Source organism: Streptomyces manipurensis (genome assembly GCF_049570255.1).
Taxonomy (GTDB): Bacteria; Actinomycetota; Actinomycetes; order Streptomycetales; family Streptomycetaceae; genus Streptomyces; species Streptomyces manipurensis.
On sequence record NZ_CP186950.1, the window covers coordinates 3,073,423 to 3,087,715 of the forward strand.

General features: G+C 70.6%; 12 protein-coding genes and 1 tRNA gene. 10 read left to right on the top strand and 3 right to left on the bottom strand.

Annotated features, from left to right (window positions below; genetic code table 11):
- Nucleotides 1-7 precede the first annotated feature (7 nt).
- Complete coding sequence (locus ACPU2J_RS14110; protein ID WP_420080571.1) at nucleotides 8-1,003, bottom strand: SMI1/KNR4 family protein; 996 nt, start codon at nucleotides 1,001-1,003, stop codon at nucleotides 8-10.
- Nucleotides 1,004-1,233: 230 nt separating this feature from the next.
- On the opposite strand from ACPU2J_RS14110, the gene ACPU2J_RS14115 reads away from it, so the two are divergent.
- On the top strand, nucleotides 1,234-1,809 hold the full coding sequence (locus ACPU2J_RS14115) for a YwqJ-related putative deaminase (RefSeq protein ID WP_423833386.1): 576 nt from the start codon (nucleotides 1,234-1,236) through the stop codon (nucleotides 1,807-1,809).
- 2 nt (nucleotides 1,810-1,811) lie between these two features.
- Nucleotides 1,812-2,324, top strand: a complete 513-nt coding sequence (locus ACPU2J_RS14120; RefSeq protein ID WP_361601704.1) for an SUKH-3 domain-containing protein — start codon at nucleotides 1,812-1,814, stop codon at nucleotides 2,322-2,324.
- Nucleotides 2,325-2,876: 552 nt separating this feature from the next.
- Here ACPU2J_RS14120 and ACPU2J_RS14125 read toward each other — a convergent pair.
- On the bottom strand, nucleotides 2,877-4,166 hold the full coding sequence (locus tag ACPU2J_RS14125) for a sensor histidine kinase (protein WP_423833387.1): 1,290 nt from the start codon (nucleotides 4,164-4,166) through the stop codon (nucleotides 2,877-2,879).
- A 130-nt stretch (nucleotides 4,167-4,296) separates the two neighbouring features.
- Here ACPU2J_RS14125 and ACPU2J_RS14130 point away from each other — a divergent pair, with 130 nt between their 5' ends.
- The 6 genes from ACPU2J_RS14130 to pth all read left to right on the top strand — a co-directional run bounded on the left by ACPU2J_RS14130 (nucleotide 4,297) and on the right by pth (nucleotide 9,416).
- The gene (locus ACPU2J_RS14130) at nucleotides 4,297-5,181 is read left to right on the top strand and encodes a hypothetical protein (RefSeq protein WP_420080568.1); all 885 of its coding nucleotides are present in this window, start codon (nucleotides 4,297-4,299) and stop codon (nucleotides 5,179-5,181) included.
- A gap of 40 nt (nucleotides 5,182-5,221) precedes the next feature.
- A tRNA-Gln gene (locus tag ACPU2J_RS14135) sits at nucleotides 5,222-5,293 on the top strand.
- Between the two features lie 109 nt (nucleotides 5,294-5,402).
- Nucleotides 5,403-6,851, top strand: a complete 1,449-nt coding sequence (gene glmU / locus ACPU2J_RS14140; RefSeq protein ID WP_365080674.1) for a bifunctional UDP-N-acetylglucosamine diphosphorylase/glucosamine-1-phosphate N-acetyltransferase GlmU — start codon at nucleotides 5,403-5,405, stop codon at nucleotides 6,849-6,851.
- A gap of 133 nt (nucleotides 6,852-6,984) precedes the next feature.
- Complete coding sequence (locus ACPU2J_RS14145) at nucleotides 6,985-7,962, top strand: ribose-phosphate diphosphokinase (protein WP_030027111.1); 978 nt, start codon at nucleotides 6,985-6,987, stop codon at nucleotides 7,960-7,962.
- A gap of 175 nt (nucleotides 7,963-8,137) precedes the next feature.
- A complete protein-coding gene (locus tag ACPU2J_RS14150; protein WP_423833388.1) occupies nucleotides 8,138-8,719 on the top strand; it encodes a 50S ribosomal protein L25/general stress protein Ctc in 582 nt (193 codons plus the stop codon).
- Nucleotides 8,720-8,825: 106 nt separating this feature from the next.
- Nucleotides 8,826-9,416: an aminoacyl-tRNA hydrolase gene (pth, locus tag ACPU2J_RS14155; RefSeq protein ID WP_361601689.1), complete on the top strand. Its 591-nt coding sequence runs from the start codon at nucleotides 8,826-8,828 to the stop codon at nucleotides 9,414-9,416.
- Between the two features lie 82 nt (nucleotides 9,417-9,498).
- Here the strand turns inward: pth and ppc are convergent, their stop codons facing one another.
- Nucleotides 9,499-12,267, bottom strand: a complete 2,769-nt coding sequence (gene ppc, locus ACPU2J_RS14160; RefSeq protein WP_389069465.1) for a phosphoenolpyruvate carboxylase — start codon at nucleotides 12,265-12,267, stop codon at nucleotides 9,499-9,501.
- Nucleotides 12,268-12,640: 373 nt separating this feature from the next.
- Between ppc and ACPU2J_RS14165 the strand changes: the two genes are divergently transcribed.
- Complete coding sequence (locus ACPU2J_RS14165) at nucleotides 12,641-13,621, top strand: acyl-CoA desaturase (protein ID WP_420080565.1); 981 nt, start codon at nucleotides 12,641-12,643, stop codon at nucleotides 13,619-13,621.
- Nucleotides 13,618-14,292 (top strand): TetR/AcrR family transcriptional regulator, encoded by a 675-nt coding sequence (locus ACPU2J_RS14170; RefSeq protein WP_361601683.1) that lies wholly within the window; start codon nucleotides 13,618-13,620, stop codon nucleotides 14,290-14,292. Before ACPU2J_RS14165 ends, ACPU2J_RS14170 begins: the two co-directional genes overlap by 4 nt.
- Nucleotide 14,293: the final 1 nt, after the last annotated feature.

Here is a 14,293-nt window from a genome sequence, read left to right on the forward strand (position 1 = left end):
AGCGCCGTCACCCCTCACCCGAACCGGCGGACGCCACCGGAACCGAACGTGCGAATCCGCCGTCCACCATCAGACCGGCCACCGACTCCAACTCCGGGGGATTTCCCGCCAGACGCTCGAGAAAGGCATCGAAATCACCGCCGCACGGCAGCAACAGCCGCTCCACGCGCTCCTGCACGGTCCAACCGTCCCGGTCCCGCGCGTCGTCGTACGGCGAGAACCACACCGAACCGACCGCCTCGCCCCTCACCTTCAGCGCGACCAGCCCGCCCTGCACGAAGGCCACGCACAGGTAGTCCTTCGTCAGATGGTCCCGGAGGCACTTGTTCACGTAGACGAGATCGTTGACGGCAGCCTCCTCACGCACCGTGAAGAACGGCTGGTCCACCAGCAGACCCAGCTCCACGTCCAGCCCCGCACCCATCGGCGCACAGCCGCCCGCGGCCTTCAGGAACGAGCGGTACGCCTCCGGCAGCCGGTAGCCGAGATCCTCCTCGACACCCTGCACCTGCCCCTCGGACACCGAGACCACCGACTTCGGCAGCCCCATGTGCACCGGACGCACCTCCTGCAACGGCCGCGTCCCACGCTTCTCGTGGTCCACCGGAGCCGTCGCCAGACCCGCGTGATGCCGCAGCAGCGCCTTCACCTCGACCGGCACCAGCTCCATGCGCCGAGAACCGGCCACGTGGTGCCAGGTCCAGCCGTGCGGCGTCGCCACCGCCCCGACCGTGTCCCACATCTCGTGCCCCGCGGCCTTCATCGCCGCGTTCGCCGACACGTAGTCCGTCAGCCGCAACTCGTCCACGCCGAAACCCTCGGGCGGCTCGGCGATCTCCACCGCAGCCCGCGCATAGGCGGAGAAGTCCGGATACCCGTCGCCGTCCATCCGCACTCCGTGGGGATGCCGGGCGGCCCGGACCGGGTCCGGGAAATGCACGACCTGCCCCGAGTACGCGGCGTTGGGTGGCGGGGCCTGCTGCCCGAGCCGACCTGTCGTCATGGCGGTAGCCCCCTGCTGGATCTGGCTGGTTCACCACAGCCTATGCGCTGGGACAAGAGGCTCACCCGCGCCAGTCCCGCGCACCCGCCCACGGGCCAGGAACATCCGAATTGATACGAATATTCGACCCCGCTTCCACAGGCCGGACGACATTTGGCAGGCTGTCCCCGCAGCAGGGGGACGTGCGCGAGAGCGGTCACCACCGCCGCCACGGGAGGGAAAGCGCGACCATGCAGAACACGGCAACACGAACAGAACCGGGCGAAAACACCCCCGGAGCAGCAGGCACACCCGCCACCGGACCGGCCACCGACCACGCCGGCCCCAACGGCGACCCCCGCCTGCGCTGGAGCAGCACCGACGGCCGCCCCGCGGCACCCGTCCTGCGCTTCCGCAGGGACGGCATCCTGCCCACCATCGCCGCCGCCCTCTCGGTGCGCGGCGAAACCCTCACCGGCACCGCCGGCAAGGCCGACCAGCCACCCGTACTCCACCCCCTCGTCCAGGACTTCCTCGACACCCTCACCAGCGGCCAGCGCGAACGCTTCACCGGCCGGTGCCCCGAAGCCATGCTCCTCTCCCGCCACCTCTCCGCCGTCGAAGCCGCCCGCTCCAAACGCGCCTCCCGCAAACCCCTCTCCGCCGGCGAAGCCCGCCGCTCCCTCAAACAAGCGAAGATCACCGCCCGGCGCATCCGCGAGGACGGCGACCCGCTCCACGGCAGCTACGCACCCCCCTGCCGCTCCTGCCACGCCCTCCTCTCCCACTTCGGCGTACGCCCCGTCGACCTCACCCCCGCCGAGTAGCCATGACGACCTCCGCCTCCTACGACCGCTCCTCGACCACCCGCTTCCCCGCCCCGGTCGACTCCGCGCTGCGCACCGCCGGCTGGGAACCCGGCCGCTGGGACATCAAGCAGGCCGAATACTGGGCCGACGCCCTCCGGGACCACACCACCCCCGCCGGACACCGGCACACCGTCTTCCCCGCCGCCGTCGAGGCCTGGGCCGAATTCGGCGGCCTCACCGTCACCGCCCCCGGACCGGGCCGCCAGATCGCCCCCACACCGGTCCGCATCGACCCCCTCACCGGACTCCACCTCGCCCGCACCTTCGCCGACCTGGGCCGGGCCCTGTCCACCCAGCTCTGCCCCCTCGGCGTCGAGGCCGACGGCGACTCCCACCTGGCGCTCGACCGCGAGGGCCGCGTCTACGGCATCGACCACACCGGCGACTGGTACCTCGGCCACACCCTCGACGAAGCCCTCACCCTCCTCCTGACCGGCCTCCAACCCACCCGCCTGACGCTCCCGCGGGGGTAGCAGATCCGGGCCGGCCCGCGGGGTCGGGATCGGCCTGTGCGGGGTGGTGCCGGGTGCGGCGTGGTCGTGCGGGGTCCGGATCGCGAGGGCGCGGGGTCGATGCGTCGGTGTGCGGGTGGGGTGCGGGGCCGGGGAGGGGTGTCTCCTCGGCTCGCGCGTGCGGCGGGGTTCGTCCCGTGCGAGGTGGTTGCACGCTCGTCCTGCGGGGACACCCCTCCCCGTCCCCGCACCAACAGCACAACCCCCGCTCCGGGCACACCAGACCCGCCGAAGCCATGGAGCGCCGCACGGCCAGGTCCCCGCACGGGACGGCAAGTGGATCGGCCCGGGGTGTCGAAGCCTCGGCGTGGGGTGGGGACACGGTGGAGTGTCCCCGCAGGACGAGCGCGCGACCACCCCGCCACAGACCGACCCACCCGCACGCGCCGAGCCGAGGAGACACTCCACCGGGGCCCCACCCCACACCACCACAGGCCACCCGCACCGAAACCCCGCCCCACCGGCAGAACACCGACCCGGCGAAGCCAAGCCCAACCCGCCGACGCCCAGCGGCTAGCGGACCGGCAGGACCGCCGACACCCGGAAACCCCCCGCGTCCGTCGGACCCGACACGAACACCCCGCCCAGCCCGAGCACCCGCTCCCGCATGCCGACCAGCCCGTTCCCCCCGCTCGGCAGGCCGACCCCGGCCACCGGCCCCTCGGACGGCCCGTTCTCCACCTGCATCGCCACCTCCCCCTCCCGGTGCGCGAGCCGCACCACGACCCGCGCCCCCGGAGCGTGCTTGTGGCAGTTGGTCAGCGCCTCCTGGACCACCCGGTACGCCGTCTGCTCCACCTCCGCCGCGTACCCGCCCCCGGCCCCGGCCCCGTCCCCGTGGACGACCACCTCCACGGCCATCCCGGCCGCCCGGGACTGGCCGACGAGCGCCTCCAGCTCCGCCAGCGAAGGCCCGTCCTCCGCCCCCGCCGCCACCGCGGCGGGAACGACCCGCACCACGGCCTCCACGGACCCGGCGGCCGCCACGGCCGCCACCGGCTTCGGGGCCGCCCGCAGCACCCCGAGCATCTCCCGCAGCTCCGTGAGCGCCTGCCGCCCCATGTCCCCGACCAGCGCTGCGTTCTTCGCGGCGCGCGCCGGGTCCTTGACCGCCACCGCCTCCAGCGCGGCCGCGTGCACGACCATCAGCGACACCCGGTGCGCGACCACGTCGTGCATCTCCCGCGCGATCCTGGTCCGCTCCTCCGTACGGGCCCACTCGGCCCGTTCCTCCGCCCGGTCCGCCAGCAGCGACAGCTCCCGTTCCAGCGAGTCCGCGCGTTCCTGCAGGCTCTCCATCAGCCTGCGCCGGGCCCCGATGTAGAGGCCGAGCAGCATGGGCGGCACGGTCAGCGCGACCGCGACGAAGACGGACAGCGCGAGGACGAGCGTCGGATCGGCCTCCACGTCCCCGCGGGTCTTGACGTACATCACGACGAACGTCGCCACCAGCGACATCGAGGCCAGCGCGGCGATGATCCGGCGGGGCACCTCCGAGGAGGCGAGCGTGTACATGCCCGCCACCGACAGCAGGAAGCCCATCTCGGCAGGCGCCACCGCGATCCCCACGAGCACCACGGCGATCGGCCACCGCCGGCGCAGCACGAGCGTGACCCCCACCACGACCCCGAACAGCACCCCGGCCGCGACGGGGATCCCCGCCTCCTCCGAAAAACGGATCCCCTCCCAGGCGCACTCCGCGGCGGACACCGCCCCGAGCGCCGCGTCCCCCACGGCATCGCGCCGCCGCGCCCACCACAACGGCGGGCCGGCGCGCCCTTGCTCTTCCCCCGTACCGGTCATGCCGTCCAGCGTACGCAGCCGCCCCTACAGACCACCGACAGAATTCCGGCGAACGCGAGGTAATCGCACATACGAGTGAATCGACCGCATCCCGAGACCTGAATACCGCATTCCGGACGACATTGGGCCCATGAACGAGATCCGACGTCGCCCCGGCGACGGCACGGGCGGCCTCCGTACGGGCGCGGCCACCTTCGAGACCCTGCGCGAGCAGGCGGTGGCCCTGCGCCGCGAGGGGCACAGCCGGCGCGCGATCCGCGACCGCCTGGCCGTCCACAACAACGACCTGCTGAACGCCCTGCTCCAGGGCGAGCCGCCGCCCGAATGGACGAAGCGGCCGAACGCAAAGGACGACCTCCGCGCCCGCGCCCGCGAACTCCGCCTCCAGGGCCTCACCTACGACCGGATCCAGCTGGAACTCGGCTGCTCGAAGAGCTCGATCTCCCTCTGGGTCCGCGACCTCCCCAAACCGGAGCCGACGCGTCGGCCCCCGGGCACGTCCATGGAGCGGGCGCAGCAGGGCCGCGCCGCCGCCCATGAGCGCAGGAAGGCCGCGTACGAGGCGACACGGCAGGCAGCCCGGGCCGAGGTGGGTGAGCTCACCGAGCGGGAACTGTTCCTCCTCGGCGTCGGCCTCTACTGGGCCGAGGGCGGCAAGACCAAGCCGCACCAGCCTCACCCGCAGATCACCTTCGTGAACAGCGACGCGGACATGATCCGCACCTTCCTCGCCTGGCTGCGACTGATGGGCGTCGGGGACCACCGGCTCCGCTTCGCACTCCAGATCCACGAGACCGCCGACGTCGCGAGAGCCGAGGAGTACTGGAGGGACGTCGTGGGGCTGGACGCGTCCCACTTCGGGAAGACCACACTGAAGCGCCACAACCCGCGCACGAACCGGCAGAACGTGGGCGACACGTATCGGGGTTGCCTGGCCGTACGGGTCCTCGGAGGCTCCGATCTGTACCGTCGCATCGAAGGCACCTGGTGGGGCATAGTAGGTGCCGTCACATAGATCAGCCCGGAAGAAATGTCCGGTTTGATCCTAAAAATGGTCCCCTGTGGTGTAATTGGCAGCACTGAGGCTTTTGGTGCCTTATGTCCGGGTTCGAGTCCTGGCGGGGGAGCACACGATGTTCGGGTCCCGACCTCCGCGGTCGGGACCCGGCCTCGTTTCAGGGTGTTAACGCCCCGGTATCCTTCACGGGTCCACTCCCGAAGCCGAAGGGCACACCCGTGAGCGCCAACCGCCCGGCAGCCGTCGTCGTACTCGCAGCGGGTGAAGGCACCCGCATGAAGTCGGCCACTCCCAAGGTTCTGCACGAGATCTGCGGGCGTTCGCTCGTCGGTCACGTCGTCGCCGCCTCCCGCGAGCTGGACCCCGCCCACCTCGTCGTGGTCGTCGGGCACGCCCGGGAGCAGGTCACCGCGCACCTCTCCGCCATCGACGCCGAGGTCCGCACCGCCGTCCAGTACGAGCAGAACGGCACCGGCCACGCCGTCCGCATGGCCCTGGAGGCGCTCGGCGACGAGGACCTGTCCGGCACGGTGATCGTCGTCTGCGGCGACACCCCGCTGCTGACCGGCGAGACCCTGCGCCAGCTGGCCGCGACGCACGACGCCGACGGCAACGCCGTCACCGTGCTCACCGCCGAGGTGCCGGACTCCACCGGCTACGGCCGCATCGTGCGCGACGCCGGCGGGGCCGTGACCGCGATCGTGGAGCACAAGGACGCGACGGACTCCCAGCGCGCCATCCGGGAGATCAACTCGGGTGTCTTCGCCTTCGACGGGGCCCTGCTCGCCGACGCGCTCGGCAAGGTCCGCACGGACAACAGCCAGGGCGAGGAGTACCTGACCGACGTCCTCGGCATCCTGCGCGAGGCCGGCCACCGGGTCGGGGCGGCCGTGGGCAGCGACCACCGCCAGATCCTGGGGATCAACAACCGCGTCCAGCTCGCCGAGGCGCGCGCGCTGCTGAACGCGCGGCTGCTGGAGCAGGCGATGCTCGCGGGCGTCACGGTCGTGGACCCCGCCAGCACCTTCGTGGACGTGACCGTGACCTTCGGGCAGGACGCGATCGTGCACCCGGGGACGCAGCTCCTGGGGGCCACGCACCTCGCCGAGGGGGCCGAGGTCGGCCCGAACACCCGGCTGAAGGACACCCGGGTGGGCGCGGGTGCCCGTGTGGACAACACGGTGGCGGAGAGCGCGGTCGTGGGCGCGCAGGCGTCCGTGGGTCCGTTCGCCTACCTGCGCCCGGGTACGGACCTCGGTGCGAAGGCCAAGGCCGGCACGTACGTGGAGATGAAGAACGCCACGATCGGCGAGGGCACGAAGGTGCCGCACCTGTCGTACGTGGGGGACGCGACGATCGGCGAGTACACGAACATCGGCGCGGCGAGCGTTTTCGTGAACTACGACGGTGAGCACAAGCACCACACCACCGTCGGCTCGCATTGCAAGACGGGGTCGGACAACATGTTTGTGGCACCCGTCACGATCGGGGACGGTGCCTACACGGCCGCCGGATCCGTGATCACGAAGGATGTGCCGCCCGGCGCACTGGCCGTGGCCCGCGGCCAGCAGCGGAATATCGAGGGCTGGGTGGCTCGCAAGCGTCCGGGAAGTGCTGCCGCGACGGCGGCGCAGTCGGCGGTCCAGGAGGATCCCGAGCGCCCCTGAGGTGAACTGACCGGAAACAGGTACGCCTCCGACGGCGTACCGTGATAGGTGCACGCAATTCGGCTGGCTCACCGTGTGCGGGACGGACGCACATGGGGGCGAGCAGCTTCAACACGTCTGAGGAGACAGTGCTGTGACCGGGATCAAGACGACCGGCGAGAAGAAGCTGATGCTCTTCTCCGGCCGCGCCCACCCCGAGCTGGCCGAGGAGGTCGCGCACCAGCTGGGTGTCGGCCTCGTGCCGACCAAGGCCTTCGACTTCGCGAACGGTGAGATCTACGTTCGCTTCCAGGAGTCGGCCCGTGGCGCGGACTGCTTCCTGATCCAGAGCCACACGGCTCCGATCAACAAGTGGATCATGGAGCAGCTGATCATGATCGACGCGCTGAAGCGCGCGTCGGCTCGTTCCATCACCGTGATCATCCCGTCGTACGGGTACGCCCGTCAGGACAAGAAGCACAAGGGTCGCGAGCCGATCTCGGCGCGCCTGGTGGCGGACCTGCTGAAGACCTCGGGTGCGGACCGCATCCTGACGGTCGACCTGCACACCGACCAGATCCAGGGCTTCTTCGACGGTCCGGTGGACCACCTGTCGGCGCTGAACGTGCTCGCGGACTACGTGGGCGCGAAGGTGGACCGTACGAAGCTGACGATCGTGTCTCCGGACGCGGGTCGTGTGCGGGTGGCGGACCGCTGGTGCGACCGGCTGGACGCGCCGCTGGCGATCGTGCACAAGCGCCGCGACAAGGACGTCGCCAACCAGGTGACGGTCCACGAGGTCGTGGGTGAGGTCAAGGGCCGTGTCTGCGTGCTCGTGGACGACATGATCGACACGGGTGGCACGATCTGCGCGGCGGCCGAGGCGCTGTTCGCGCACGGTGCCGAGGACGTGATCGTGACGGCGACGCACGGCATCCTGTCGGGTCCCGCGGCCGACCGTCTGAAGAACTCGAAGGTGAGCGAGTTCGTGTTCACGAACACGCTGCCGGACCCGTCGGACCTGGAGCTGGACAAGATCACGGTGCTGTCGATCGCTCCGATGATCGCGCGTGCGGTGCGCGAGGTGTTCGAGGACGGTTCGGTGACGAGCCTGTTCGAGGAGCAGCAGTAGCGGCTGCGGCGAGATCCTTTTGAAGTGCGGCCTCTCCGCCGGGTAGACTCCTGAAGTTGCTCGGCGAGGGAGGCCGCACTTCTGTGTGCGGGTCTCCGTTATCGACGCGCTCTTCGTAGCAGGCCGTTCAGGCCGGGTGACTGTGTCCTTTTCCATCACCCCACGAGGAGTGAGCATGTCCGAGGTCAAGCTTTCCGCTTCCACCCGTTCCAACTTCGGCAAGGGTGCCGCCCGTCAGGCGCGCCGTGACGGCCTGGTCCCCGGTGTCATCTACGGCCACGGCACCGCCCCGAAGCACGTCGACGTCGAGGGCCACGGCCTGATGATGGCGCTGAAGACCCCGAACGTCCTGCTGTCCCTGGACATCGCGGGCGACGGCACCGAGCTGGTCATCCCGAAGGCCGTGCAGCGTCACCCGGTCAAGCGCACCCTGACCCACGTCGACTTCCTGATCGTCAAGAAGGGCGAGAAGGTCACCGTCGAGGTTCCGGTCGTGACCGAGGGCGACCTGGCCGCCGGTGGCAACCTGCTGGAGACCCTGCTCGCGGCCGTGTCCGTCGAGGCCGAGGCCACCCACATCCCGACCGAGATCACCGTCTCGATCGAGGGCCTGGAGGCCGGTGCGACCGTGCACGCCTCCGACCTGAAGCTGCCGGCCGGCACCACCCTGGCCGTCGACGGTGAGACCGCCGTTCTGCAGGTCGTGGCCCCGCAGGCCGAGGAGCCGGCCGCCGAGGCCGAGGGCGACGAGGCCTGAGCCTCCCCCTTCTGCTTCTGCAGTTGCTGAACCGGCCGCCGTCCGGCTCCACTGGAGCGGGACGGCGGTCGTCTTCGTTTTCGTTCACGGTGGTGAGGAGCTTTTGATGTCGGACGAGTCGGCGCCCTGGCTGATCGTCGGTCTCGGGAACCCGGGGGCGGAGTACGCGGGGAACCGCCACAACATCGGCTTCATGGTGGTGGACCTGCTGGCGGAGCGGATCGGCGGGAAGTTCAAGGCGCACAAGGCGCGGGCGCAGGTGCTGGAGGGCCGTATCGGTGCTCCGGGGCCGGCGAACCGGCGGGTGGTGCTGGCGAAGCCGATGTCGTTCATGAACCTGTCGGGTGGCCCGGTGACGGCGTTGCGGGACTTCTACAAGGTTCCGACGGACCGGATCGTGGCGGTCCACGACGAGCTGGACATCGATTACGCGACGCTGCGGCTGAAGCTGGGCGGCGGGGACAACGGCCACAACGGTCTGAAGTCGATGACGAAGGCGATGGGTGCGGAGTACCACCGGGTGCGGTGCGGCATCGGTCGTCCGCCGGGGCGGATGCAGGTGGCGGACTTCGTGCTGAAGGACTTCTCGTCGACGGAGCGCAAGGAGCTGGACTGGTTCGTGGACCGGTCGGCCGATGCGGTGGAGTGTCTGGTGCAGGAGGGTCTGGAGCGGGCGCAGTCGGCGTACAACTCCTGAGCCGTGTTCCGTACGGGGAAGCCCCCGCGCCGCGTGAGCGGTGCGGGGGCTTCTTGCCGTGCCCGGGTGGTGGGAGTGGAGATCAGCCGGTGTTGCGCAGGCCGGCGGCGACGCCGTTGACGGTGAGGAGGAGGGCCCGGGACAGGAGGGGGTCGGCTTCCTCGCCGCGGGCGGCGGCGGCGCGCTGGCGGGCGAGGAGGGAGACCTGGAGGTAGGAGATGGGGTCGAGGTAGGCGTCGCGTACGGCGAAGGTCTGCTGGAGCACGGGGTGGGAGTCGAGGAGCTTCTCGCCGCCGGTGATGCGCAGGACCTCGCGGACGGTGAGTTCGTGTTCGGCCTCGATACGGGCGAAGACGTGCTTGAGGTGGTCGGGTACGAGGGTGTCGACGTAGTGGCGGGCGATCCGCAGGTCGGTCTTGGCCAGGGTCATTTCGACGTTGGACAGGAAGTTGCGGAAGAAGTGCCAGCGTTCGCCCATTTCGGCGAGGGCGTCGTCCTGGCCGGCTTCGCGCAGGGCCTTGAGGCCGGAGCCGACGCCGTACCAGCCGGGGACGATCTGGCGGGACTGGGTCCAGCCGAAGACCCAGGGGATGGCGCGCAGTCCGTCGAGGCCGGCTCCGGAGTCGGGGCGGCGGGAGGGCCGGGAGCCGAGGTGGAGGTCGGCGAGCTGGTCGACGGGGGTGGCGGCGAAGAAGTAGGAGGGGAGGTCGGGGTCCTCGACGAGTGCGCGGTAGGCGGCGTGGGCGGCGTCGGAGACGACGTCCATGGCCGCGTCCCAGCGGGCGAGGGCTTCGTCGGACTGGCGGGGCGCGGTGTGCAGGGCGGAGGCCTGGAGGGTCGCGGCGACGGTCAGTTCGAGGTTCTCGCGGGCGAGGGAGGGGACGAGGTACTTGTCGGAGATGACCTCGCCCTGTTCGGTGACCTTGATCTCGCCTTCGAGGGTGCCCCAGGGCTGGGCGAGGATCGCGTCGTGGGAGGGGCCGCCGCCGCGGCCGACGGTGCCGCCGCGGCCGTGGAAGAGGCGCAGGCGGACGCCGTAGCGGTGGGCGACGTCGCGCAGGCGGCGCTGGGCGCGGTGGATCTCCCACTGGCTGGTGGTGATGCCGCCGAACTTGGAGGAGTCGGAGTAGCCGAGCATGACCTCCTGGACGTCGCCGCGGAGGGAGACGAGGCGTCGGTAGGAGGGGTCGGCGAGCATGTCGTCGAGGATGACGTCGGCGGCGCGGAGCTCGTCGGTGGTTTCGAGGAGCGGGACGATGCCGATCTTGGCCCAGCCGGCGTGGAGGTCGATGAGGCCTGCTTCGCGGGCGAGGACGGCGGCGGCGAAGACGTCGTCGGCGCCCTGGCACATCGAGATGATGTAGGACTCGATGACTTCGGGGCCGAACTTCTCGAAGGCGTCCTTGATGGCGAAGAAGACGCCGAGGGTCTTGGCGCCGGCGGCGTCGAGGGGGGCGGGGGTGGGGGCGAGGGGGCGCCGGGAGCGGAGTTCCTTGGCGAGGAGCTTGCCGCGGTAGTCGCGGGGCATGTCGGCGTAGCGCCAGGATTCCTCGCCGAGGCGGTCGAAGAGCTGGCCGAGGGCGTGGTGGTGGGCGTCGGCGTGTTCGCGGACGTCCATGGTGGCGAGCTGGAGGCCGAAGGCGGCGAGGGTGCGGATGGTGCGGTCCATGCGGCCGTCGGCGAAGAGTCCGCCGCGGTGTTCGCGCAGGGAGGTCTGGATGAGGGTGAGGTCGGTGAGGAGTTCGGCGGTGCCGAGGTAGTCGCGGCCTTCTTCGTGGGGGATGCCCTTGGCAAGGCGTTCGCGGGTGTTGAGGAGCTTCTGCCGGATGCAGGTGGCCTTGAGGCGGTAGGGCTCCTCGGCGTTCAGCCGCTTGTAGCGGGGGCTGATCTCGGGGAGGCGTTCGAGGTCGGCCTGGAGGGAGGCGAGGAGTTCCTCGGTGGCTCCGGCGTAGCGGATGGAGTTGGAGAGGAGTCCGCGCAGGAAGTCGACGAGTTCGAGGGCGTCGGTGATGCCGTGCTCGTGCTGGAGGATCAGGACGTCGCGGGTGACGTCGGGGGTGACGTTGGGGTTGCCGTCGCGGTCGCCTCCGATCCAGGTGCCGAAGGTGAGCGGGCGGGTGCCGGTGGGCAGTTCGACGCCGACGCGGCGCAGTTCGGCGGCGAGGTCCTCGAGGACGTCGCCGACGGCTCCGGCGTGGAGTTCGTCGAGGTAGTAGATGGCGTTGCGGGCCTCGTCGGCGGGTTCGGGGCGGACGACGCGGAGTTCGTCGGTCTGCCACACGAGGTCGATGTTCTCGGCGAGGCGGAGGTCGTGGCGGCGGCGTTCGCCGGCCCCGGCGACGGGTTCTTCGAGCAGGGCGGCGATGCGGCGCAGCTTGTTGAGGACGCTGCGGCGGGCTGCCTCGGTGGGGTGCGCGGTGAAGACCGGTCGGACGTTGAGGTTCTTGACGGTCGCGCGCAGGTGCTCGGGGTCGGCGTCCTTGAGCATGTCGACGGTGCGGGCGAGGAGCCCGCCTTCGGCGGCGCGGTGGGCGCGCAGTTCCTTGCCGCGGTGCACCTGTTCGGTGACGTTGGCGAGGTGGAAGTAGGTGGAGAAGGCGCGTACGAGCTTGGCGGCGGTTTCGAGGTCGGTGTCGCCGAGCAGGGCGGCGGCGGCCTCGCCGTCGGTCCGGGTGAGGGCGCGGACGCGTTCGACGAGGTCGAGCAGGTCCTGGCCCTCCTGGCGTACGAGGGTCTCCCCGAGGAGGTCGCCGAGGCGGCGGATGTCGGCCCGCAGTTCCGCGTTGGCGGAGGCGGCCGGGGTGGCGGGGGCCTGCTGGGCGGCCAGGGGGGCCTTGTCAGCACTGCTCACAGGTGCGGCTCCTTGCAGTGTTCGAGCGCTACTGGGCGGTGGGCTCCCGGCCGTGCGCGGCGAGGCCTCCCGGGGACCCGGGGGTCCTGGGGTGCGCCGCTCCTGAGGCGTGGCTCGGGCTGCCCGTGCGGACCGCGCTGTCCGACGGGAACAGGATAGGTGTCCCGTGCGTGTGCCTGGGCAAACGTCTCACTGTCCGAGTCGGACGGGGTCCGGAGGGCGCGTACCGGCGCGGGGGCGCTCCGCCGCGGCGGTCGCGCTCCTGTTGTCCGGGGTCGGGGTTTTGCCATACTTACCCTGCCGTAGGTTACGGGACCGTAGGGTGGCGTGACCGGCGCTCCTCCTGACTCCTCACACCCCCCAGGGGATCCCCATGACCACGAGTCCCGATCTGATCGAAAACCCGTCCGCGCCTTCGGGCGCACCCATCCCGTCCGCGACCCTCGGCGGCGAGAACAAGCGGTCGATCGAGCAGGTCGCGCTGATGCTGTTCATCACCGTTCCGTTCGTGGCGTTGCTCGCGGCGGTTCCGCTGGCGTGGGGCTGGGGGGTGAGCTGGCTGGACCTGGGGCTGATGGTGTTCATGTATTTCCTGGCGTGTCACGGGATCACCATCGGTTTCCACCGGTACTTCACGCACGGGTCCTTCAAGGCGAAGCGTCCGCTGCGGATCGCGTTGGCCGTGATGGGTTCGATGGCCGTGGAGGGGCCGCTGGTGCGCTGGGTGGCGGACCACCGCAAGCACCACAGGTTCTCGGACCACGAGGGGGACCCGCATTCGCCGTGGCGGTTCGGCGAGTCGGTGCCGGCGCTGATGAAGGGCCTGTGGTGGGCGCACATCGGCTGGTTGTTCGACGAGGAGCAGACGGACCAGCAGAAGTACGCGCCCGATCTGATCAAGGATCCGGCGATCCGGCGGATCAGCCGGGACTTCATCTACTGGACGATGTTCTCGCTGGCGGTGCCGCCGCTGGTGGGCGGTCTGGTGACGATGTCGTGGTGGGGTGCGTTCACGGCGTTCTTCTGGGGTTCTCTGGTGCGGGTGGCGCTGCTGCACCATGTGACGTGGTCGATCAATTCGATCTGTCACGCGGTGGGCAAGCGTCCGTTCCGGTCGCGGGACCGGTCGGGGAACGTGTGGTGGCTGGCGGTGCTGTCGTGCGGTGAGTCGTGGCACAACCTGCACCATGCGGACCCGACGTCGGCGCGGCACGGGGTGCTGCGGGGGCAGGTGGATTCCAGTGCGCGGCTGATCCGGTGGTTCGAGCGGCTGGGCTGGGCGACGGACGTGCGGTGGCCGTCGGCGGCCCGTATCGATGCCCGGCGCAGGGAAAACGGGTCGAACGCGGCATGATGGGGGATGTGGCGATCGACGGCATCAATTCCAGCAGTGACAAGCCCCGGCGTGGCCGCCGGGTGAGGATGACGGGCGCGGAGCGGCGCCAGCAGCTGCTGGACATCGGCCGGACCCTGTTCGCGGAGAAAGGTTTCGAGGGCACGTCGGTGGAGGAGATCGCGGCGAAGGCCGGGGTGTCCAAGCCGGTGGTGTACGAGCACTTCGGCGGCAAGGAGGGCCTGTACGCGGTGGTCGTGGACCGGGAGATGCGGCAGTTGCTGGACGGGGTGACGGGCGCGTTGACGGCCGGGCATCCGCGGGAGCTGCTGGAGCAGGCGGCGTTCGCGCTGCTGGACTACATCGAGTCGTACACGGACGGTTTCCGGATCCTGGTGCGGGATTCGCCGGTGGCGCAGTCGACGGGGACGTTCGCGTCGCTGATCAGTGACATCGCGACGCAGGTGGAGGACATCCTGGGGCTGGAGTTCAAGGCCCGCGGGTTCGATCCGAAGCTGGCTCCGCTGTACGCGCAGGCGCTGGTGGGCATGGTGGCGCTGACGGGCCAGTGGTGGCTGGACGTGCGCAAGCCGAAGAAGGCCGAGGTGGCGGCGCATCTGGTGAATTTGGCGTGGCACGGGCTGGACGGCCTGGAGTCGAAGCCTCAGCTGGTGGGCCGCCGCAAGAGCTAGA

Bases quoted from the DNA above. Each gene is read 5' to 3' on its own strand.
- ACPU2J_RS14120 (WP_361601704.1), top strand. From the start codon at position 1,812: ATGACGACCTCCGCCTCCTACGACCGCTCCTCGACCACCCGCTTCCCC.
- ACPU2J_RS14165 (WP_420080565.1), top strand. From the start codon at position 12,641: ATGACCACGAGTCCCGATCTGATCGAAAACCCGTCCGCGCCTTCGGGC.
- ACPU2J_RS14125 (WP_423833387.1), bottom strand. From the start codon at position 4,166: ATGACCGGTACGGGGGAAGAGCAAGGGCGCGCCGGCCCGCCGTTGTGG.
- pth (WP_361601689.1), top strand. From the start codon at position 8,826: ATGTCGGACGAGTCGGCGCCCTGGCTGATCGTCGGTCTCGGGAACCCG.
- ACPU2J_RS14170 (WP_361601683.1), top strand. From the start codon at position 13,618: ATGATGGGGGATGTGGCGATCGACGGCATCAATTCCAGCAGTGACAAG.
- ACPU2J_RS14150 (WP_423833388.1), top strand. From the start codon at position 8,138: ATGTCCGAGGTCAAGCTTTCCGCTTCCACCCGTTCCAACTTCGGCAAG.
- ACPU2J_RS14130 (WP_420080568.1), top strand. From the start codon at position 4,297: ATGAACGAGATCCGACGTCGCCCCGGCGACGGCACGGGCGGCCTCCGT.
- ACPU2J_RS14115 (WP_423833386.1), top strand. From the start codon at position 1,234: ATGCAGAACACGGCAACACGAACAGAACCGGGCGAAAACACCCCCGGA.
- ACPU2J_RS14110 (WP_420080571.1), bottom strand. From the start codon at position 1,003: ATGACGACAGGTCGGCTCGGGCAGCAGGCCCCGCCACCCAACGCCGCG.